Source organism: Paenibacillus sp. MER TA 81-3 (assembly GCF_023713585.1).
Lineage (GTDB): Bacteria > Bacillota > Bacilli > Paenibacillales > Paenibacillaceae > Paenibacillus_B > Paenibacillus_B profundus.
Window position 1 is genome coordinate 325,157 of the sequence record NZ_JAMAWB010000001.1, and the last position, 22,643, is coordinate 347,799.

Genomic DNA, 22,643 nt, shown 5'->3' on the forward strand with positions numbered 1-22,643 from the left:
GCCGGTATCGGCTGAAAGGGGGAACTAACCAAATGAGTATGGATTTTATTGAAGCTTTGACGGAGATCGAAAGAGAGAAAGGGATTAGCAAGGATGTGCTGATCGATGCGATCGAAGCAGCACTCATTTCGAGTTACAAACGTAACTTTAATACAGCGCAAAATGTGCGTGTCGATATTAACCGGGCAACCGGTGTCATTAAAGTATTTGCACGCAAGACGGTTGTGGACGAGGTACTTGATCCGCGCATGGAAATTTCGCTCCACGCTTCACGCGAACTGAATCCTAATTATCAATTGGATGATGTGTGCGAAATCGAGGTAACTCCACGCGATTTCGGACGCATTGCGGCGCAAACTGCGAAGCAGGTTGTGACCCAGCGCATTCGCGAGGCGGAACGCGGGCTCATCTACAACGCTTTTATTGACAAAGCTGATGATATCGTAACTGGTATCGTGCAGCGTCAAGACATGCGTAATGTGTATGTGGATCTTGGTAAGGTAGAAGCGGTACTTCCTCTGAATGAAGTGATGCCGAGTGAGAAATTTAAGCACGGCGATCGCGTGAAAGCATACATTACGAAAGTGGAAAATACGACAAAGGGCCCGCAAATTATTTTATCCCGCACGCACCCAGGGCTTCTGAAGCGTCTATTCGAGCTTGAAGTTCCGGAAATCTTTGACGGTGTCGTCGAGATTAAATCCGTTGCTCGCGAAGCTGGGCAGCGTTCGAAAATTGCGGTATTTTCCCGCAATGAAGAAGTTGACCCGGTCGGCTCCTGTGTTGGTCCGAAAGGAATGCGCGTCCAGACGATTGTAAATGAACTGCGTGGTGAGAAGATTGATATCGTCCGTTGGTCGGAAGATGTGCAAGAATATGTAGCGAACGCACTCAGCCCGTCCAAGGTCGTTGAGGTGGATGTGCGTGAAGCAGAGAAGATGGCGCGCGTTATCGTCCCTGACTATCAATTGTCGCTTGCTATCGGTATTAAAGGTCAAAATGCTCGTCTTGCAGCAAAATTGACCGGATGGAAGATAGACATTAAGAGTGAATCTCAAGCGGAACAAGAACCGGCGGCCGAAGAAAATGAATCGCTTGCGGATCCGGAAGAAAACGTAGAAATAAGCGAATAACACCGAAGGCGCGACCAACGCCATATGAAACGGTCGCAGCCTTCTCTGGACGGTGCGATCGGATCGTAAGGGGGTATGAGTCATGAGACAAAGAAAAGTGCCGCTGCGCAAATGTGTCGCATGTCAGGAAATGATGCCGAAGAAAGAACTTATTCGTGTTGTGAAGACGCCCGAGGATGAAGTGCTAATCGATTTGACAGGGAAAAAATCAGGTCGCGGCGCATATTTGTGCGGAAAGCTATCCTGCTTTAAGCTGGCTCATAAATCGCGTGCTTTGGATCGGGCGTTGAAGCATCAGGTGCATCCCGAAATATATGAACAGCTTGCTAACGATTTCGTGAAAGTGGAAGATGAATTTCGCGCTTTGCAAGAGCGGGAGGACGATGATGAGTAAGCTGATGTCGCAGCTAGGCCTCTCGCGCCGGGCAGGCAAGCTCGTTACAGGGGACGAGAATGTGATGAAGGCGATTCGAAGCAAGCAAGCGCGGCTCGTATTCGTTGCGGGGGATGCATCGGAGAACACGAAAAAGAAGTTTCGGGATAAATGCCATAGCTACAGCGTGCCGCTTGTCATCGGGTTTGACCGAATGATGCTTGGGGAAAGCCTCGGCAAAGCGGAACAGGTGGTCTTGGCGGTTACGGATCATGGGTTTGCGAACATGATGCAGAACGGACTGAAAACTATGTCGGAGGTGGAGTATATTGACTAAACAAGAGAAGGACAATAAAGACAAATTGAGAGTGTATGAATATGCCAAATCGCTCAATATGAGCAGCAAAGAAATTATTACGATTCTCAAGCGTATTAACATTCCAGTAAACAACCATATGAGTGTAATGGAGAATGATGCAGTGGTAAAAGTAGAACAGTTTTTTAAGGATGTAAAAGCAAATGCACAAGCGAAGCGTGAGGGCGGATCGCAATCTAAACCGCAAACGCAAGCGCAAGTCAGTCAAGTGAGCAGCAAACCTGCCGAAGCGCCAAAGAGAACGGACAACAGCGGTAAAGAAGGCAACGACAATAAGCCGCGTCAAGGACAGCGTGAAGGACAGCGTGATGGAAATCGCAGTGGTTCGCGTGATGGACGTCCGTCGAGCCCAGCGGCTTCTTCGGATCGCAACGCTAATCGTGGTGGAGCTCGTGATGGTCAAAGAGAACAACAGAGACAGGGCGGCGATAGACAAACTTCTATGAATACAAGACAAGGTAACAATCAGGGGAAACCGACGGGACAAGGTGAACAACGCAGACCGCAGCAAGGCGGCCAATCCAATAATATGAATCGGGGCGGACAGCAGAGAACTGCACCGCAGCAGCAGCAGCGTAACGACCAAGGCAAATCGCAACAGCCTCAACGTCAACAGCAGCCTGCTCGCAGCTTCGATTCGACGAATAACGACAGCTTCTCTCAGAAGCCAGGCGGCAACAAAAATCAAAGCAGAAAGCCGAACTCCACGACTAAGCGCTTTGATGACAACAGAACGGGCGGCGGCATGCGCAACGGTCGTGGCGGTCGCGGCGGCAAGAACCGCGGCAGAGGGAACAATCAACAGCAAGTGCATCGTGAAAAAATTGACAATACACCGAAAAAGATTATTGTGCGCGGAGAGATGACGGTAGGAGAACTCGCGAAGCTGCTCCACAAGGATGCTTCCGAAGTCATCAAGAAGCTTTTATTCCTCGGTGTGATGGCGACCATCAACCAAGAGGTCGATTTGGAAACGATTCAGCTGATTGCGGATGAGTTCAAGGTTGAAGTGGACTTGAAACTTCCGGTTTCCGAAGATCCGTTCGAAGAAACAGAAGAAAAAGACGAAGAAGCTGACCTGCAAGAGCGTCCGGCTGTCGTTACAATTATGGGTCACGTCGACCACGGGAAGACGACTCTGCTTGATGCTATCCGCAAAACAAATGTAACAAGTGCTGAAGCGGGCGGTATTACGCAGCATATCGGAGCATACCAAGTCGAATACAACAATAAGAAGGTTACGTTCCTGGATACACCGGGTCACGAGGCATTTACATTGATGCGTTCCCGTGGTGCGCAAGTTACGGACATTACGATTATCGTCGTAGCGGCAGATGACGGTGTCATGCCGCAAACTGTAGAAGCGATTAGCCATGCAAAAGCAGCAAATTGCCCGATTATTGTTGCCGTGAACAAGGTTGATAAGCCAGAAGCTAACCCGGACCGCGTGAAGCAAGAATTGACGGAATATGAACTCGTTCCAGAAGAATGGGGCGGAGATACGATTTTCGTCAACGTGTCTGCGAAACAGGGCATGGGGCTTGATGAACTGCTTGAAATGATATTGCTCGTGTCAGAAGTAAATGAGTACAAGGCGAACCCTGACAAACGAGCTCGCGGTACAGTTATCGAAGCAGAGCTTGATAAAGGCCGCGGACCGGTCGTACGTATTCTCGTGCAGCACGGAACGCTCAAAGTCGGAGATGCCTTCGTAGCCGGCACATGCTTCGGGCGTGTTCGCGCGATGGTTAATGATCGTGGACGCCGCTTGAAAGAAGCAGGTCCATCTACTCCAGTAGAAATTACAGGTTTGACTGATGTTCCGCAAGCAGGCGATCCGTTCATGGCGTTCGAAGACGAGCGCAAAGCGCGTTCCATTGCGGAGAAGCGTGCAACGACATACAGACAAAGCCAGTTGGGCGCTAATACGCGCGTAACGCTTGACGACCTGTTCAAGCACATTAAAGAAGGCGAAATGAAAGAACTGAACGTCATCATTAAAGGGGACGTGCAAGGTTCGGTCGAAGCGCTGCGCGGTTCGCTTCAGAAAATCGACGTTGAAGGTGTTCGCGTCAAGATTTTGCATTCCGGTGTCGGCGCCATTACCGAATCCGATATCATCCTGGCGACGGCTTCCAACGCCATTGTCGTCGGATTCAACGTTCGTCCGGACGCGCAAGCAAAAGCAACGGCGGATGAAGAGAAAGTGGATATTCGTCTGCATCGGGTCATCTACACTATCGTAGAAGAAATCGAGCAAGCGATGAAAGGAATGCTTGATCCGGAGTATAAAGAAGTCGTTATTGGTCATGCTGAAGTACGGAACACGTTCAAAATCAGCAAGATCGGTACGATTGCGGGCTGTATGATTACGCAAGGCAAGATTTCCCGCGCGGCAGAAGCTCGCTTGATTCGCGATGGCATCGTCATTTTCGAAGGGAAAATCGACTCGCTTAAGCGCTTCAAGGATGATGCAAAAGAAGTCGCACAAGGATATGAGTGTGGAATTATGCTGGATAAGTACAACGATCTCAGAGAAGGCGACGTCATCGAAGCGTTTGTCATGGAGACGGTTGAACGCAAATAAACACACCTGTACGGCAGCAGCTTCCACAGCAACTAATGAAATGAGGTGTTTCCCATGGCGAACATTCGTGCTGGACGGGTTGGCGAACAAATGAAAAAGGAATTGAGTCAACTTATACAACTGGAATTAAAAGATCCTCGCATCGGCTTTGTTACGGTGACGGGAGTAGACGTGACTAATGACTTGTCGCTTGCGAGAGTCTATCTCAGTGTCATGGGCGATGAAGAACAGAAAGAGCAAACAATTAAAGCGCTGGATAAAGCAAGTGGATTTCTCCGTTCCGAGGTCGGAAAACGAATCCGTCTTCGCCATACTCCAGAGCTGTCGTTCAAGATAGATGCTTCGATTGAATATGGAAGTCGAATTGAAAAGCTGCTTGGTGATATTCGCGAGGAGAACGATACACCATGATGCAGCGCAACAAGCAGGAACAAGTGGAATCGAGCTTACGGCTCGATTCACTTGTCTCAACAGAGAATTGCATGGCTGAGCAGTTTTCTCCGTCATACGTTGTTGAATTGCAAAAAGCTTGCGATTTTGTTCGTGCTTGCAACAACGTGCTTGTCGTATCTCATGTCCAGCCTGATGGAGATGCAATAAGCTCAACCCTCGTTATTGGTTGGCTGCTCCGCAGATGGAACAAGACCTTCAAGATGGTGAATGAGAACGGAGTGCCGCATCGGCTGCGCTACTTGTCGATGTCCGAGGTCGTACGCTCCTATGCAGATGAAGAGGAGAGACATTCGCAACTTACGTATGACATGGTCATCTGTGTGGACTGTGCGGATTATTCTCGTATCGGCAAAATTGCGCAGTGGGTAGCTCAAGATGCCCGCATCTTGAACATCGACCATCACCCGACCAACGATCACTATGGCGAAGTCGCGTTAATTCGAGAAGATGCTGCAGCTACAGCAGAGATTCTGTTCGATATGCTGCAAGTGTCTGGCGAGGAACTTGATTCGGAAGTGGCGACGATGCTGTATACCGGGATTTTGACTGACACTGGGGGATTCCGGTACAGCAATACGACCCCGCATGTTATGGCGATTGCGTCACAGCTGCTGAAGCACGGAGTAGATGGCAACGATATTGCCGATCGGCTGCTAGAGAAAATGTCGATGCCGCAAGTTCAACTCATTAAGCGAGGGCTCTCGCGCCTGTCCTTCACTCCCGATCAGAAGATTGGCTGGTTGTATATTTCACCGGAAGATATGATTGATACGGGAGCGTTGAGCGAGGATTTGGAAGGGCTCGTCAATTATCCGCGCAATATTGAAGGGGTGGAAGTCGGCCTGTTGTTCAAGCAGGTGGATGAGACCGGAGTCAAGGTCAGCATGCGTTCTGCCGGGACGGTGAATGTCGCTGAGATTGCTCAGCATTTCGGTGGCGGAGGACATGTTGTTGCTGCCGGGTGCAAAATTAACGGACAATTGCATGATGTCATTACTATGGTTGTAGAACGGGTGAATCAGTCTTTATGACAAAGTATCATGGTGTGCTGCCGGTATGGAAGCCGACCGATTGGACATCGCATGATGTCGTAGCGAAGGTTCGCCGATTGATTTGGGAGAAACGAATCGGTCATACAGGCACATTGGATCCACAGGTGGTTGGCGTATTGCCGCTATGCATCGGGAAGGCGACCCGCTTGGTGGAATATTTGCAGGAAATGCCTAAAGAATATGAAGCGACGCTGCGCTGTGGTGTATCTACGAATACGGAAGATATGAGCGGAGAAGTGATAGAACGAAGCGATGCTTCTCATCTTACTGAAGAAATGGTAAGGGACGCCATACTAGCGTTCGTGGGCAACATCGAGCAAGTGCCGCCGATGTTCTCGGCCGTCAAAGTAAATGGCAAGCGATTATATGAGCTGGCAAGAGAAGGAAAGTCTGTTGAACGAACGCCTCGTCAGGTGACGATTTACAATATTGAGCTTCAGGAAATGCAGCTTGGTCAAGCCGAGCCTGAAATACGGTTTCGCGTATTGTGCTCCAAAGGGACTTACATTCGTACATTATGTGTGGATATCGGGCGCAAACTTGGTGTTCCGGCGACGATGTCCAATCTGAAGCGGACAATATCTGCCAACTTCACTGAAGATCAATGTGTGACGTTCGAGCAGATCGAACAAGCCATCGCCGAAGATTCCTTCACATCGATGCTCGTTCCTGTGGATGAAGCAATTTCTTTTATGCCGAAGACGTGCGTTATGGAGCGATATGCGACGTATGCCACTCAAGGACGGGGTATTCCGGTTCATGCTTTGTCTCCGCAACCTTTGACGAACACCATCGTTCGGTTGTATGATGAACAGGGAACGTTCTTTGGAATCTTTCATATACCTGAGGGGCAGTCGGAGTTGCGCCCCGTCAAAGTATTTCTACCCGAATGAAGCTGTTAGAGAGAGACAGCGCAAATGGAGTAATCTGGTACTCTTTTTGCGCCACCTTTTCGTCTTATATTGTGAAAGGGAGAACATACTAGAAGTGCGTATTCAAAAAGGTCACTTTTGAGCACTGAGAAGTATACAACTTTTCGTAAGAAAACTGCATTGGAAGCATAGGCTCTTCTAGAGTGAATGCAAGATTCGACGTTGAATGACATCTTGGGATGCTTCGTGAAAAAAGGGGACTTTTTGAACAACTTCTAGAAGTAACATAAACGGTTAGTTGCAACCGCAAAACGATAGAATGCAGGGGCTCTGATTACGATGGAAACGATACCTTTACACGCACCGCTCGATGACACGAGCTGGACTTCATGCCGACAACCGCAAGTGTTGGTACTAGGTCATTTTGATGGAATTCATACAGGACACGCACAAGTGATTCAGCGTGCGCTGGACTATGGAGCAGAACACGGCTTGCCGGTCGGATTGATGACATTTCATCCGCATCCGAAAGGAGTATTCGGCAGATCTGAATATCACCGTTATGTGACGCCGCTAATGGAAAAGGAACGAATTTTGTCCCGAATGGGTCTGGATCGCTTGTACGTTGTTCAGTTTGACATGTCGTTCGCCCAAGTATCGGCGCAGAAATTCGCCGAGGCCGTATGCGCGCTTGGAGTGAAGCATGTAGTCATCGGCTTTGACTATCGATTTGGTCATCGCGGGGAGGGAACGGCTGAGATGTTGAAAGATTGGGGAAATGACTGCTTTACCGTAGATATTGTGCCTGCGCACAGCGAAGACGGTACGAAAGTGAGCAGCACACGGATTCGTCAATGCTTGGCTCAAGGTGACATTACGAAGGCCAATCAACTATTAGGCCGGCCATATCTGATTCAGGGCGAGGTCGTTCATGGAGACGCACGCGGCCGGACTATCGGCTTTCCGACAGCCAACGTAAATCCTGAGGAGCCGTACATTATTCCTGCAATCGGAGTATACGCCGCGAAGGTGAAGGTTGGCGGGACATGGCATGACGGCGTGCTGAGCATCGGTCTGAAGCCTACGTTCAAGTCCGGAGAAACTGTACCGACCATTGAAGCGCATCTATTTGATTTTGATGCCGATATTTATGGGGAAACAATTGCTATAGCCGTGATGGATTATATCCGTTCTGAACAGAAGTTTAATTCGATTCAAGATTTAATTGCGCAAATAACAGCGGATGCGGAAGAAGCACGCCAACGATTAGCTGCTATGGATGTAGAATCGATGTTCTCCTGCGCGGCTCAAGAACGATAAGCTGCAGATAGATAAAGCGAAACATCGTTTTACTTTTGCGATTGATGATGCTATACTAATAACGTTGTCGTATTTGCGACACTTGTCCTTAGCTTGGTTACACGATCTCACCGACGGTAACGAGGCTAATGGCGTACATTAATTTACACATATTAGGAGGTGAATAGGATGGCATTAACTCAAGAGCGCAAACATCAGCTTATTGAAGAACACAAGACGCACGCATCGGACACGGGTTCTCCGGAAGTGCAAATCGCTATCCTTACGCAAAACATTATTAATTTGACGGATCACTTGCGTACGCACAAGAAAGACCATCATTCCCGTCGTGGTTTGTTGAAAATGGTTGGTCAACGCCGTAAGTTGTTGGCTTACTTGAAGCAGAAAGACGTTAAGCGTTACAGCGCATTGATCGAAAAACTCGGTCTTCGCCGATAATAGCACGACCCCAAGCAGCCTGGTTGTTCACCGCCGCCTGATAATGCGGCATGCAACTGGGTTGCTTTTTAGTGATTAAGAAAGCTCATACATAATTATATGGGACAAGCTCCTCTTTAAAGTGGGAGTTCAAAAGGGAATTTTTGTGCAACCTCTTTAAACGGTATTTCGAATAAAATGCAGGAAATACTGGGAGTAGTGCCGAAATGATTACTGTTTAAACTTAAGGAGGGATCCGATGAACCGCATCGAGATGGAACTTGGCGGAAGAACGCTCGTAATGGAGACAGGCCTTCTGGCCAAGCAAGCTAATGCGGCGGTTAAGGTTCAATATGGCGACACGGTTGTGCTTTGTACCGTTACGGCATCGAAGGAACCGAAGGATTTAGATTTCTTTCCGTTAACCGTCAATTATGAAGAACGTTTGTATGCTGTTGGTAAAATACCTGGAGGATTCATCAAACGTGAAGGTCGACCAAGCGAGAAGGCGATTCTTGCTAGCCGCCTGATTGATCGTCCCATTCGTCCGTTGTTCCCGGAAGGGTTCCGCAATGACATTCAAATCGTTGACCTGGTCATGAGCGTAGACCAAGACTGTCCTCCGGAAATCGCAGCGATGATCGGTACATCCGCTGCATTGACCATATCGGACGTACCGTTTAATGGACCGATTGGCGGCGTCATTGTCGGGCGTATCGACGGACAGTTTATTATTAATCCGACAGTAGAGCAAGAAGAGAAGAGCGACATTCATCTTACTGTGGCCGGCACGAAGGACGCCATTATGATGGTTGAAGCTGAAGCAGACGAAGTGCCAGAAAATGTAATGCTCGAAGCGATTATGTTCGGTCATGAAGAGATTAAAAAAATTGTCGCTTCCATTGAGAAGTTCGCCGAAATGTCAGGCGTGGCGAAGATGGAAGTCAAGCTGCATGCCGTTGAAGCCGATGTGAATCAAGCTGTGCGCGCATTTGCTCTGGAACGTCTCGTCGAAGCGATCCGCATTCCTGAGAAGCACGCACGTCAAGAAGCAATCGACACCATCAATCAAGAAACGGTGGCCCATTTCGAAGAGATCTACATGGAAACGCCAGAGAAGCTGGACGATGTCAAAGAGACGCTGTATGATATCGTGAAAGAAGAAGTTCGTCGTCTGATTACGCATGACAAAGTGCGTCCGGATGGCCGGAATCTGGATGAAATCCGCCACATCGAATGCGATACAGGGCTGCTTCCGCGCACGCACGGTTCAGGTCTATTCACGCGTGGCCAGACACAAGCGCTCAGCATTTGTACGTTAGGTGCGCTTGGCGATGTGCAAATCTTGGATGGCCTCGGTCTGGAAGAATCGAAACGCTTCATGCATCATTACAATTTCCCGCCGTTCTCTGTAGGTGAAGCACGTCCGCTTCGTGCGCCAGGACGTCGTGAAATCGGTCATGGTGCACTTGGTGAACGTGCGTTGTCCAAAGTCATTCCACCGGAAACGGAGTTCCCTTACACGATTCGTCTCGTATCCGAAGTGCTGGAATCGAACGGTTCTACGTCGCAAGCTAGTATTTGCGCAAGCACATTAGCTATGATGGACGCAGGTGTACCAATTAAAGCACCGGTTGCCGGAATCGCAATGGGACTGATTAAAGATGGCGAGCATTTTTCCATTTTGTCGGATATCCAGGGGATGGAAGACCATCTGGGAGATATGGACTTCAAAGTGGCAGGTACGGCAGAAGGCGTAACGGCCATTCAAATGGACATCAAAATTGATGGCATTGACCGTGATATTTTGACGCAAGCGCTCGCGCAAGCTCGTGAAGGCCGGATGTTCATTTTGGGCAAAATGCTCGAAGTGATTCAACAGCCGCGTGAATCGTTGTCTAAATATGCGCCGAAAATTCTTATCATGCAGATTAATCCAGATAAAATCCGCGATGTTATCGGAGCTGGTGGTAAAGTCGTCAATAAAATTATTGAAGAAACCGGCGTTAAGGTGGACATCGAACAGGATGGGCGCATCTTCATCGCTTCCCCTAGCGAAGAAGCGAATGATCGCGCTCGCGAGATGATCGAGGGCATTGTGAAAGAAGTGGTTGTCGGTGAAACCTATACTGCGACGGTGAAGCGCATTGAGAAGTTTGGTGCCTTTGCAGAGATTCTTCCGGGTAAAGAAGGTCTTGTGCACGTTTCGCAGTTGTCTACCGAGCGTGTCGCTAAAGTAGAGGATGTCGTGTCCATCGGTGATAAGATTGAAGTGAAGGTCGTTGAAATCGATCAACAAGGCCGCATCAATCTGTCGCGCAAAGTGTTGCTGGAGCCCGCTCAACCGACGGATGGCGCTGCAACCGAAGCAATAACTGCAGATCGCCCGCGGAATAATGGCAGCCGACACAATCAAGGTGGACAACGTCCGCCGCGAGGACCGCGCCCGCCGAAGCCGCAAGCATAGGCTGCACTTGGGTGCATTCATATTGTAACGGACTTCGATTCCGTTGCATACTTGAAACGCCGGATGGCGATTATAGATTCAAGGAAAGAGGCAGACTGGTTTCTGGCTCTTTTTTTGCGTCTGTTTTCCTTGTTTTCCTTTCTAATCATCCTTGTCCGCATAAGCTGCGCCGAAATGGCATAGAATCAGAAGGACAAACTTTGGAAGGGAATGGACGCCATGCGGCCTATCATATGGAAATGGATTGTAATTGCGGCGAGCGTACTCGGAGTTCTGCTCATCGCTTCTGAGACCGAGGTGGGAACATTTATTCAGGAACGCAAGGCAGATCTTGTGATGAGTGAAGCGTTTCAGACGGATTCGATCGAGGCGTTGGAGCATAATCCGCTCATGCAGCGGATTATGGCGGAAGCGAAGCAGCACGAGGTTGCGCCGATAAATGCTCGTATTGATCGAGTATGGAAAGCAATTCCCGGGTATAACGGAGTCGAGGCCGATATAGAACGGACCTACAAGGCAAATAAGGGGAAATCAGAGCAGGATAAACTGAAATGGATACTGCGAGAGGTGAAGCCAGAAGTTTCGTTGCGTGATTTGGAGCCGCAGCCGATATATAGAGGGAACCCGAATAAGCCGATGGTGGCGCTTATGATTAACGTCGCATGGGGAAATGAGTTTATTACTCCGATGTTGAAGGTGCTGCAGGAGGAGAAGGTGAAGGCAAGCTTTTTTCTGGATGGAAGCTGGTTGAGTAAAAATCCCGATGTGGCAAAGCAAATTCAAGCCGAGGGACACGAATTGGAAAATCATGCGTATACGCATCCCAATATGAGCGAGCTTAGCGCAGGACTGCAGTCGCAGCAAATCGAGAAGACAAAACGGCTTCTAAAAGAAACGTTGGGTGTCGAAAACAAATGGTTTGCTCCGCCGTCCGGCGACTTTAATGCGTTGACGGTAACCACTGCGCATGCACATGGCTTATCAACCGTCTTATGGACGCTTGATACGGTGGATTGGAAGAAGCCTGAACCTTCCACTATATTGCAGAAAATAAGGAAGAAGGTCGAACCGGGTACGCTTATTTTGATGCATCCAACCTCCTCATCCAGCCGTGCATTACAGGATATGATACGTATTATCAAAGATAAAGGGTTTCATCCGGGAACGGTGAGCGACACGCTGTCCGAACAGCGCGTTCCGTTGGTTCCAGTTGAGAGACGGTAAGTTTTTTGGTAGGATTAGATAGGCATGCATGGATAGAATTACGGATGAGGAGGGATTGCCGGTGGAGAAAGTGCAGTTACGTAACGGACTACGTGTCGTTATGGAAAAAATACCGACCTGCCGTTCCGTTTCTTTCGGTATATGGGTGAAGACGGGTTCACGACATGAGGATGAAACGACCAACGGTATTTCTCATTTTATTGAACATATGATGTTCAAAGGAACAGAGCGATTCGATGCGAAAGCGATAGCGGATTCGTTCGATGCGATTGGCGGGAACGTAAACGCGTTTACCTCCAAAGAATATACTTGCTATTACGCGAAGGTGCTTGATGAACATTTGCCGCTCGCGGTCGACGTGCTTTCGGATATGTTTTTTCGCTCAACGATGCAAGAAGATGAACTTATGAAAGAGAAAAACGTCATTTTGGAAGAAATCGCGATGTACGAGGATACGCCGGATGACACGGTTCATGATCTCGTCACGCGGGCGGCTTACGGATCGCATCCGCTTGCTTACCCGATTCTAGGGACGAAAGAGCGGCTGTCCCCGATGGGACCGGATCACTTGCGTCAATATATGCGGGAGCATTATACGATCGCAAATACGGTCATTGCCGTAGCTGGCAATTTCGATGATTCGATTGTCGAACTGCTTGAGAAGCATTTTGGTCATTTCGAAAATACGAAGCAGTCATCATCGATTACGCCACCGAGCTTTCACAGCGAATTGATCTATCATAAGAAGAAGACCGAGCAGAATCACATATGCTTGAGCCTTCCGGGCTGCTCGATGACCGACCCGCGTCTGTACGCGATGATACTGCTCAATAATGTCATCGGCGGCGGCATGAGCTCGCATCTATTCCAGGAAATTCGTGAGAAGCGAGGCTTGGCATATGCTGTTTATTCTTATCACTCATCACATGCGGATACCGGCCTGTTCACGATCTACGCGGGAACTGCTCCGAAGCAGACGCAGGAAGTGCTTGATTTGACGCTGCAAGTATTGGGGGATTTAGCCGTACAAGGGTTGTCGAATGAAGAGCTGCGCAAGGGGAAGGAACAGCTAAAGGGGAATTTGATTCTGGGCTTGGAAAGTACAGGAAGCCGCATGAACCGATTAGGGAAGAATGAATTGATGCTCGGCAAACACTATACATTAGATGAAATCATAGCACGAATTGAAGCGATAACGATGGAAGACGTTTCGATTGTGCTACAGCGCATGCTGTCGCAACCGTTCGCGGTTTCGATGGTCGGTTCGAATGACCGTGCAATATCGGCTTTCAGGAGGGATTGTCTTGTTACAGCAGGATCATCAAGTACAAATTAAAAGATTACCCGGAAATGAAGATATTTCTTTGCCGCAGAAAATGTCTGACCTTGCTGCTGGCTTTGACTTATATGCAGCTGTGCAAGAGCCGATAACATTGGCGCCGGGTCATCGCGCATTGATTCCTACAGGCTTCTCGATGGCGATGCCAGCCCATTTGGAGGCCCAAATCCGACCGCGCAGCGGTCTTGCCTATAAGCAAGGCATCACGTGCTTGAATTCTCCCGGTACGATTGATGCGGATTACCGCGGTGAAGTCAAGGTGCTGCTCGTGAATGTGGGGCAGCAGCATTTCACTATTGAACGCAAAGAACGGATTGCCCAAATGGTATTTCAATTCGTACCGCAAATCCGGTTAATTGAAGTAGACGAATTATCTGACACCGTTCGTGGAGAAGGTGGGTTCGGACATACGGGCACGAAATAATCGGCATAATAACGCAGTCTGCTCCTGTACCGGGAGCGGCTGCGTTTTTTGCTGTAAGAGGTTGCTGAGAAGCTACCTTGTTCGAAGATTTCGATGCCAGCTATCAGATCGTGGCTGCACCCTTTATGGGCTCCCGCATAAGATATTCTATACGTTTGGGCTCAGAAAGGAGTGAACAGCGACTATGTTAACCGGAGTTCAAGTCGTGTTCATAGGTGGGGACGCCCGTCAGCTTGAAATTATTCATAAATTCATCGAACTCGACGCCAGTATCACGCTAGTCGGATTTGACCAGCTGCAGAACCCGTTCCATGGCGTTCAACGTCAACCGTTGACACCGGAGCTGTTGAAGGATGCCGATGCCATAATGCTGCCAGCCGTAGGCACAGACGATAACGGCAAGGTGCATGCGATATTTACTTCGGACGAACTGATGCTTACCGAAGAACATATGGCGGTTGTACCAGAGCATTGCGTCATTTTTACCGGGATGTCAAAGCCGTACTTAAGCAAGCTATGCACGAAATACCGGATTTCACTCATTGAATTGTTCGATCGGGACGACGTAGCCATTTACAACTCCATCCCTACCGCAGAAGGAGCGGTGATGATGGCGATCCAGCATACCGATATTACGCTGCACGGCTCGGAGTCGGTCGTACTCGGCATGGGGCGGACCGGATTCACGTTGGCTCGTACCTTGCTCGGATTGGGAGCGAATGTTCGTATCGGTGTGCGCAAAGATGAGCATTTTGCTCGTGCGACGGAGATGGGATTCAGGCCTTTTTTCCTAAGCGAATTGGCCCATCAGGTGTCAAATATCGACTTGCTTTTTAATACGATACCGACTATGATAGTCACAGCACAGGTCATTGCCCAAATACCTAACCGTGCGGTTATTATTGACTTGGCCTCGTTCCCTGGCGGCGTTGATTTTCGCTTTGCAGAGAAGCGCGGCGTCAAGGCGATGTTAGCTCCCGGATTGCCAGGCATCGTTGCTCCGAAGTCAGCGGGGCGCATCTTGGCGCACTGCATAACGAAGCTGCTTCTTGAGTTTATGCGGAATCGGGGGAATGGGCAATGAACTATCAGGGGAAGACGGTCGGTTATGCATTAACGGGTTCTCATTGTACATTTGCGGAAGTCATGCCACAAATACAGCGGTTTGTCGACGCGGGAGCGCGCGTCATCCCCATTGCGTCACAGACGGTGATGACGACGGATACGCGCTTTGGAACGTCAGAAAATTGGCAAAAGCAGTTGAAAGAAATTACTGGGAATGATATTATTTCTACAATTGTAGAAGCCGAGCCGCTTGGCCCGTCCAAGCTGCTTGATGTGATGGTCATTGCACCGTGCACTGGGAATACGACAAGCAAACTCGCCAATGCGATGACAGACAGTCCTGTCTTGATGGCAGCCAAGGCGCAGATGCGCAATCAGCGTCCGCTAGTTTTGGCGATCTCAACGAATGACGGACTCGGATTGAACGCAGCCAATATCGCTAAATTATTAGTCGCGAAATACATTTATTTCGTGCCGTTCGGTCAAGACAATCCGGCACAAAAGCCGAATTCCCTAGTGGCACGCATGGAATTAGTTCCTGAAGCGTGTATTGCGGCGTTAGAAGGAAGACAGATCCAGCCGGTCCTTATTGAGCGATTTCAATAGACAATATAGCTTATCACGCATAATATTAATATAAGTGTTTATACAAAAAGGCCCCTTTTCAGCACCGAGAAGTAAAAGTTTCCGCAGGAAACCTGCTTCGGGAGCATAGGCTCTTCGAGAGTGAATGCAAGACTCGATGTCGAATGACCTCTTGGAATGCTTCGTGATTAAAGGGGGCTTAGATTGATGGGACAGAGGGGAGAAAGTCATATGACGAATCAGAAGCGGTTTAACGTTGCTGTAGTTGGCGCAACAGGTGCAGTAGGGGGACAGATTATCAAGCTGCTGGAACAACGCCGATTTCCGATTAATACATTGAAGTTGTTGTCATCGGCTCGTTCCGCCGGCACAAAGATTCCGTTTAACGGTCAAGAGTTTACCGTTGAGGAAGCGAAGCCGGAAAGCTTTGAAGGAGTGGACATTGCTTGGTTCAGCGCTGGCGGCGACGTTAGTAAAGCGTTAGCTTCGGCAGCAGTTGAACGGGGCACGGTCTGCATAGATAATACCAACGCCTTCCGTATGGATCCGAATACACCGCTTGTCGTACCTGAAGTTAACATCGAGAAGGTCAAAGAACATCAAGGTATTATTGCGAACCCGAATTGCTCTACAATTCAAATGGTGGCAGCATTGAAGCCGCTTTATGATCGTTATGGAATCTCCAAAGTAATTGTATCCACTTATCAAGCGGTGTCGGGAGCGGGAAGCCGCGCGATTGACGAACTGCTTCGTCAGACGAAAGCGGCGCTTGAAGGGACTGATGTGAATCCGGATATTTTGCCGGTAGGTTCACTTCCAGTCAAGCATCAGATCGCATTTAATGCCATTCCGCAAATTGATAAATTCCAAGATAACGGCTTTACGTTGGAAGAAATGAAAATGATCCGTGAGACGAAGAAGATTATGAACGATGAGGACATTCAAGTAACGGCTACTTGCGTGCGAATTCCGGTCGTATACGGACACTCAGAATCCTTATATGTTGAATTGAAAGAGGATTTCCAGATGGATGAAGTCCGTCAACTGCTCTCGAACGCTCCTGGTTTGACTTTGGTGGATGATCCTGAATCTCAGCAATACCCGTTGGCTGCAGACTCGGCCGGTAAACCAGACGTATTTGTCGGACGCTTGCGCCGTGACTTATATGAGCCACGTGCTCTTAACATGTGGGTCGTATCAGACAACTTAATGAAAGGCGCTGCATGGAACGCGGTACAAATCGCAGAATACATCGCTTCGGAGCGGCAGTAATCCAGCAGGCCGCTCCTGCTTTACCATTAAGGAATGTTCAAGTTCTGTGAAGCGCTAAAGCAAAACCAAACCTTCCTTATGGCGATACAACCTACCTCTACACGCGGTCGCTCATCTTCGATAGGCCGCGATAGAGGTTTTCTCATACTAGGCTGTTAAGCAAGCTTGGTTTTCTTTGGCTATCGATGTTTCTGCCGTTCAGTCTTCATAAGTTGGAGGAATTACACATGCGCATTTTAGTTCAAAAATTTGGTGGAACTTCCTTGTCATCAGCAGAAGCCAGAGTTCGCGTCATCCACCATATACGTCGTGAATTGGATCAGGGATACCGTCTGGCGGTTGTCGTATCTGCTATGGGCAGACGGGGAGAACCTTACGCAACCGATACGTTGCTTGATTGGATTGGTCAGAACGGAGATAATCTGCCTATTCGCGAGAAGGATTTACTGCTGTGCTGCGGTGAAATTATATCCGCGACAACGCTTTGCAGCTTGCTGCAGAATGAAGGAATTACGGCAACTGTCCTTACGGGGGCACAAGCTGGATTTAAGACTGACAACCATTATGGCAATGCCCGGATCGTGGATGTTCGTCCGGAACGCGTCATTAGCGCGTGGAAGGATGCTGAGGTTGTTATCGTGACTGGTTTCCAAGGACAGACGGAAAACGGTGACTTCACAACGCTTGGACGCGGTGGCAGCGATACTTCGGCCACTGCGCTGGGTGCGGCATTGCATGCAGAAATTGTCGACATTTATACAGATGTGAACGGTATTCTAACGGCTGACCCACGGCTGGTAGAAGACGCAAAGCCGCTTACGGTGGTGAGTTATGCCGAAATATGCAATATGGCGCATCATGGGGCGAAGGTTATTCATCCACGAGCGGTCGAGATTGCAATGCAATCGCAAGTGCCTGTTCGCGTACGATCCACCTTTAGTGACGACGAAGGGACACTTGTCACACATCCGGAAGGCTTTCGCGATATCGAGACGGGTATCGTTGATCGCTTTGTGACCGGAATCGCTTACGTAAGCAACGTAACGCAGATAACAGTAGAAGCCCGGGAAGGCGCCTATGATTTACAGCTGCAAGTGTTCAAAGCAATGGCCCAAAATCAAATTAGCGTTGATTTTATTAATGTTACCCCTTCGGGAGCAGTTTATACGGTGTTCGACAATGATGCGCCTCGCGCGCTTCATGTGTTGGATGAGATGGGGTATGCTCCAAGGTCGTTGTCAGGTTGTGCAAAGGTTTCGGTTATCGGAGGCGGCATCAATGGGGTCCCAGGTATTATGTCCCGCATCGTTGAAGCCTTAACGGAACAAGAAATTCAGATCCTTCAATCGGCTGACTCCAATACGACGATATGGGTGCTCGTACGTAAAGAAGATATGGTTCGTGCATTACGTGCGCTGCATGCTAAATTTGAGCTTCATCGATAAGCCGGCATTGTATATGAATCCCGAACTTTCAGCGTTAAACACGCCAGAGGAGGAATCAATGTGGACTTCGGAAGAATGATTACAGCCATGGTGACACCGTTCGACGAGAACGAAGAAATCCATTGGTATGAAGTAGAACGACTACTCGATTACTTAATCGAAGAACAACAGAGCGACAGCCTTGTCGTGTGCGGAACGACAGGAGAATCTCCCACGTTAACCGATGAGGAGAAGCTGGCGCTGTTTCGTTTTTCCGTGGAAAAAGCGAACGGACGTGCTCGCATCATCGCAGGAACCGGCAGCAACAACACCGCGCATTCCGTTCATATGACTAAGCTGGCTGAAGAGGCTGGTGTCGACGGAATACTTGCGGTCGTACCGTATTACAACAAGCCGAGTCAAGAAGGACTATATCGTCACTTCAAAACAATCGCGGACTCCACGTCGCTTCCGGTCATTGTATACAATGTACCGGGACGCACAGTGGCAAGCTTGTCAGTAGAGACGACGCTGCGTCTTGCAGAAATCCCGAATATCGTGGCGACGAAAGAATGCGCCAGTGTCGATCAGCTGTCTCAACTCGCAGCGCGCGCGCCGGAATCGTTCCGGGTGTACAGCGGTGATGATCCGATGACCTTGCCTTTGCTTGCGATAGGGGGCTATGGAATTATTAGCGTTGCGAGTCATTTGATTGGCGCACAGATGAAGAAGATGATCGAATCGTATTTGGCTGGCCAGCCGGCTGAAGCTGCACGTATCCATCAAGAGCTATATCCTGTATTTAAAGGATTGTTCGAATTTCCTAGTCCGGTACCCGTCAAATATGCCATGCAGCTCAAAGGTTTTGACGTTGGTGGCGTACGCTTGCCGTTAGTGGAACCTACAGATAGTGAAGCGGCATTTATACGTCAGCTGGTTCAGTCCATTGAAGCGCAGCAAGGCTGAAATCTTACGTTTTGAACATGCATTTTTATGCAAAATAAGCGATGCAATCGAACATATTTAGGAACCGATGCGATTTCGAAGCATCGGTTTCTTTGTTTTCGGCAACAATATACGTAACAAACGCCGACTTGTGTTTTTTACTTTTGTTCATGTATAATGAGAATCAAGTGACTGGGTGCGGTATATTTTTTATTCAAAAAGAAAGAAATTCATTGGTACGACGGCCAACTGAATATAGGAGGTTAGGATCCACTTGTCGAAGAAAAACAACGTTGATAAATTGTCCATCTTCGCATTGGGCGGCGTAGGCGAAATCGGAAAAAATATGTACGTCGTTCAATATGGTAACGATATCGTCGTCATTGACGCAGGGTTGAAGTTTCCAGAAGAAGACATGCTCGGAATAGATATTGTCATCCCGGATATTTCATACCTGACGGAGAACCGAGATAAAGTAAGAGGTATTCTGATTACGCACGGACATGAAGACCACATTGGTGGTTTACCTTACGTATTGAAACATTTGAACGTTCCTGTTTATGGAACGCGACTTACGCTCGGATTGATAGAGAGCAAACTACGTGAAGCCAATCTGCTTGGTGAGACGAAGCGTATTCTTATCACAGCGGATTCGGAAGTTCAGCTCGGATCCATCCGTGCCAGCTTCTTTAGAACGAATCACTCCATTCCGGATTCGGTTGGTGTCTGCTTAGACACACCGGAAGGCAGTGTGGTTCATACAGGAGACTTTAAATTTGATCACTCGCCAGTAAATGCACAATATGCGGACTTGCATCGGATGGCGGAAATTGGACAGCGTGGCGTACTTGCTTTGCTTTCTGACAGCACGAACGCAGAACGCCCTGGCTTTACACCATCGGAAAGCAGTGTAGGCGTTGCATTGGAAGATATTTTTAGAAAAGCGGAACAGCGTGTGGTGATTGCCACATTCGCTTCAAACATTCACCGTATACAACAAGTCATTGAAGCGGCTCATGCTACCAATCGCAAGCTGACGGTTATCGGCCGAAGCATGGTGAACGTCGTCACTATCGCATCGGAATTAGGATATTTACATATCCCGGATGGCATGCTGATTGAACCCGAAGAAGTGAATAAGATGGCGGCAGACCGAGTCGTTATTTTGTCTACTGGTTCGCAAGGGGAACCAATGTCTGCGCTGACGCGTATGGCTCGTTCTACACACCGCAAGGTAGATATTTTACCGGGAGATACAGTTGTAATTGCAGCAACGCCAATTCCAGGCAATGAGAAATATGTCGGTCGTACTGTAGATGAATTGTCCCGTCTCGGAGCACATGTAATCTACGGCGGCATGAAATCGGGTGTTCACGTATCTGGACACGGCAGCCAGGAAGAACTAAAGCTGATGCTGAACTTGATTCGCCCGAAATACTTTATTCCGATCCATGGTGAATATCGCATGCTTCGTCAACATGCTGCGCTAGCTGAAGCGGTCGGAATTGAATCTGAGAATATTTTCATTACCGATATCGGAGATACGGTAGAAATTCAGAACGGTGTTGCACGCCGAGGTTCAAAAGTTCCTTCTGGCTATGTGCTCATCGATGGTCTTGGTGTCGGAGATGTCGGGAATATCGTCTTGCGCGACCGCAAGCTGTTGTCGCAGGACGGGATTTTGGTCGTGGTCGTTACGCTCAGTAAGCAAGACGGCACGATTTTGTCCGGACCGGATATCATTTCACGCGGATTCGTATATGTACGTGAATCGGAAGGGTTGCTTGATGAAGCTAATCGCATCGTGACATCGACATTGCACAAGTTGATGAGTGAGAAAGTGAATGAGTGGGCATCGCTTAAGACGAACGTGAAGGATGCGCTTGGTCGATTCTTGTACGAGCAGACGCGCCGACGTCCGATGATTCTTCCGATTATCATGGAAGTGTAGAAGTGTGGGGCGAGAATCCCAGTCACCAGTTATTCTCGTCCTGCCCACACGAACCGTGTAAGTAATAGTTAAGGCTGTTATTTCTGCCCTAGGGCAAGGAATGGCAGCCTTTTTAACGTTAAGGTAAGTGTTCTGTAAAGCGATAAAGTGAAATCATGTTCTAGAAGCATAATGATTCCCTTAGATGTGCAACCTATGACAGCATGGCACAAGATAGATCGGAGGGAATAGTGATGTCAGATCAGAATGGGTCTCCGTTTTCGTTTACACAGCAACAGAATGAGGCTCCCCCAGACGCTCAAGCACCGAAAGGTCCGCCTACCGTGGAGACGATTCAACAATTGGGGACCGCTTCAACTCCTTCTCCGGGTGAATCCAACATTTACTGCTTAAATATTATCGGACAAATCGAAGGTCATATCGTGCTTCCCCCCCAGAACAAGACTACGAAATATGAGCATGTTATTCCCCAACTGGTTGCGGCTGAACAGAACGCCAAGATTGAAGGAGTGCTCATCATTTTAAATACAGTCGGCGGCGATGTGGAAGCGGGTCTGGCTATTGCCGAGATGGTCTCATCGATGTCTAAACCTACCGTGACGCTAGTGTTGGGAGGCGGGCATAGCATCGGCGTACCGATAGCCGTATCATCCGCTGTCAGTATAATCGCGGAGACGGCCACGATGACGATACACCCGATACGTCTGACGGGTCTTGTAATCGGCGTGCCGCAAACGTTCGAATATTTAGACAAAATGCAAGAACGGGTGGTACGCTTTGTTACGACTCATTCGCGTGTGTCTGAACAGAAATTTAAAGAACTCATGTTTACGACAGGCGAGCTTACACGGGATATCGGAACGACCGTAATCGGAGTTGACGCGGTTCGATACGGTCTCATCGATGAGGTGGGTGGAATCGGCTTGGCATTACAGCACTTGAATCGAATGATTGATGAGAAAAGATCCAATCCGATTGGGAATCCGAATATGAGCCCGAATGTGAATAATGTAAATCCGAGTATGAATCCCGGTGCGAAGCCAGTCCAAGCCCCTCCGGTTGCTCCGCCGATCGGAGGAGGACAAGCATAATGTTATATACCGTTATGCCAATGGAACAGGTGTTGAATGGATATGATAAAGAGCCGAAATTTATGGAAATGGAATGGCAGGGACGCACTTTGCTGGTGGAGCAACTGGATTTGACAACCGTCCGAATCGAACGGTTGCTGCAAGGCCGCGGACTCCAGGACTTTTTACTCCCGTGTTTTGCTCCAGGCACTGTCTTATCGTTGCGTTAACATATGGCTTGATGTGTGAGCACGCGCCTCTGTTCAGGAGGTAAGCGTGCTTTTTTGTCTTCAT

General features: G+C 48.7%; 21 protein-coding genes. All 21 read left to right on the forward strand.

All coding sequences use genetic code 11. From position 1 onward, the window contains the following. Positions 1-32: 32 nt before the first annotated feature. The 21 genes from nusA (at position 33) to M3650_RS01550 (ending at position 22,579) form a co-directional block, all read left to right on the forward strand. Positions 33-1,133 (forward strand): transcription termination factor NusA, encoded by a 1,101-nt coding sequence (gene nusA, locus M3650_RS01450; protein ID WP_251571755.1) that lies wholly within the window; start codon positions 33-35, stop codon positions 1,131-1,133. 82 nt (positions 1,134-1,215) lie between these two features. Beyond that, the gene (gene rnpM, locus M3650_RS01455) at positions 1,216-1,527 is read left to right on the forward strand and encodes an RNase P modulator RnpM (protein WP_251571757.1); all 312 of its coding nucleotides are present in this window, start codon (positions 1,216-1,218) and stop codon (positions 1,525-1,527) included. Next, positions 1,520-1,843 carry a L7Ae/L30e/S12e/Gadd45 family ribosomal protein gene (locus M3650_RS01460; protein ID WP_019425029.1) on the forward strand — a complete coding sequence of 108 codons (324 nt, stop codon included), beginning with the start codon at positions 1,520-1,522 and terminating at the stop codon, positions 1,841-1,843. Before rnpM ends, M3650_RS01460 begins: the two co-directional genes overlap by 8 nt. Beyond that, positions 1,836-4,469, forward strand: coding sequence for a translation initiation factor IF-2 (gene infB, locus M3650_RS01465; RefSeq protein ID WP_251571759.1), 2,634 nt, complete (start codon positions 1,836-1,838; stop codon positions 4,467-4,469). Before M3650_RS01460 ends, infB begins: the two co-directional genes overlap by 8 nt. 54 nt (positions 4,470-4,523) lie before the next feature. Further along, entirely contained in the window at positions 4,524-4,880 is a 357-nt protein-coding gene (gene rbfA, locus M3650_RS01470) for a 30S ribosome-binding factor RbfA (protein ID WP_019425031.1), read from the forward strand. Then, positions 4,877-5,953 carry a DHH family phosphoesterase gene (locus M3650_RS01475; protein ID WP_233695456.1) on the forward strand — a complete coding sequence of 359 codons (1,077 nt, stop codon included), beginning with the start codon at positions 4,877-4,879 and terminating at the stop codon, positions 5,951-5,953. The genes rbfA and M3650_RS01475 overlap by 4 nt, the downstream gene beginning before the upstream one ends. Further along, positions 5,950-6,867, forward strand: coding sequence for a tRNA pseudouridine(55) synthase TruB (gene truB, locus M3650_RS01480; protein ID WP_251571761.1), 918 nt, complete (start codon positions 5,950-5,952; stop codon positions 6,865-6,867). Before M3650_RS01475 ends, truB begins: the two co-directional genes overlap by 4 nt. 318 nt (positions 6,868-7,185) lie before the next feature. Continuing rightward, the gene (locus M3650_RS01485) at positions 7,186-8,166 is read left to right on the forward strand and encodes a bifunctional riboflavin kinase/FAD synthetase (protein WP_251571763.1); all 981 of its coding nucleotides are present in this window, start codon (positions 7,186-7,188) and stop codon (positions 8,164-8,166) included. A gap of 168 nt (positions 8,167-8,334) precedes the next feature. Next, positions 8,335-8,604, forward strand: a complete 270-nt coding sequence (rpsO, locus tag M3650_RS01490; RefSeq protein WP_019425035.1) for a 30S ribosomal protein S15 — start codon at positions 8,335-8,337, stop codon at positions 8,602-8,604. A gap of 238 nt (positions 8,605-8,842) precedes the next feature. After that, positions 8,843-11,050, forward strand: coding sequence for a polyribonucleotide nucleotidyltransferase (pnp, locus tag M3650_RS01495; RefSeq protein WP_019425036.1), 2,208 nt, complete (start codon positions 8,843-8,845; stop codon positions 11,048-11,050). A gap of 210 nt (positions 11,051-11,260) precedes the next feature. Beyond that, a complete protein-coding gene (locus tag M3650_RS01500; RefSeq protein WP_251571764.1) occupies positions 11,261-12,274 on the forward strand; it encodes a polysaccharide deacetylase family protein in 1,014 nt (337 codons plus the stop codon). A gap of 61 nt (positions 12,275-12,335) precedes the next feature. Then, a complete protein-coding gene (locus tag M3650_RS01505) occupies positions 12,336-13,610 on the forward strand; it encodes a M16 family metallopeptidase (RefSeq protein WP_251571766.1) in 1,275 nt (424 codons plus the stop codon). Further along, positions 13,543-14,037 (forward strand): dUTP diphosphatase, encoded by a 495-nt coding sequence (gene dut / locus M3650_RS01510; RefSeq protein ID WP_192813654.1) that lies wholly within the window; start codon positions 13,543-13,545, stop codon positions 14,035-14,037. Before M3650_RS01505 ends, dut begins: the two co-directional genes overlap by 68 nt. A gap of 184 nt (positions 14,038-14,221) precedes the next feature. Beyond that, on the forward strand, positions 14,222-15,121 hold the full coding sequence (gene dpsA / locus M3650_RS01515; RefSeq protein WP_019425040.1) for a dipicolinate synthase subunit DpsA: 900 nt from the start codon (positions 14,222-14,224) through the stop codon (positions 15,119-15,121). After that, positions 15,118-15,708 carry a dipicolinate synthase subunit B gene (locus M3650_RS01520; protein ID WP_251571768.1) on the forward strand — a complete coding sequence of 197 codons (591 nt, stop codon included), beginning with the start codon at positions 15,118-15,120 and terminating at the stop codon, positions 15,706-15,708. Before dpsA ends, M3650_RS01520 begins: the two co-directional genes overlap by 4 nt. A 210-nt stretch (positions 15,709-15,918) precedes the next feature. Then, a complete protein-coding gene (locus tag M3650_RS01525; protein WP_251571770.1) occupies positions 15,919-16,959 on the forward strand; it encodes an aspartate-semialdehyde dehydrogenase in 1,041 nt (346 codons plus the stop codon). Between the two features lie 227 nt (positions 16,960-17,186). Further along, a complete protein-coding gene (dapG, locus tag M3650_RS01530) occupies positions 17,187-18,404 on the forward strand; it encodes an aspartate kinase (protein ID WP_251571772.1) in 1,218 nt (405 codons plus the stop codon). A gap of 60 nt (positions 18,405-18,464) precedes the next feature. Next, positions 18,465-19,349, forward strand: a complete 885-nt coding sequence (dapA, locus tag M3650_RS01535) for a 4-hydroxy-tetrahydrodipicolinate synthase (RefSeq protein WP_251571774.1) — start codon at positions 18,465-18,467, stop codon at positions 19,347-19,349. Positions 19,350-19,602: 253 nt separating this feature from the next. Beyond that, entirely contained in the window at positions 19,603-21,279 is a 1,677-nt protein-coding gene (locus M3650_RS01540; RefSeq protein WP_251571776.1) for a ribonuclease J, read from the forward strand. Positions 21,280-21,512: 233 nt separating this feature from the next. Then, positions 21,513-22,370 carry a ClpP family protease gene (locus M3650_RS01545; RefSeq protein WP_251571778.1) on the forward strand — a complete coding sequence of 286 codons (858 nt, stop codon included), beginning with the start codon at positions 21,513-21,515 and terminating at the stop codon, positions 22,368-22,370. Beyond that, entirely contained in the window at positions 22,370-22,579 is a 210-nt protein-coding gene (locus tag M3650_RS01550) for a YlzJ-like family protein (protein ID WP_019425047.1), read from the forward strand. The genes M3650_RS01545 and M3650_RS01550 overlap by 1 nt, the downstream gene beginning before the upstream one ends. Positions 22,580-22,643 lie beyond the last annotated feature (64 nt).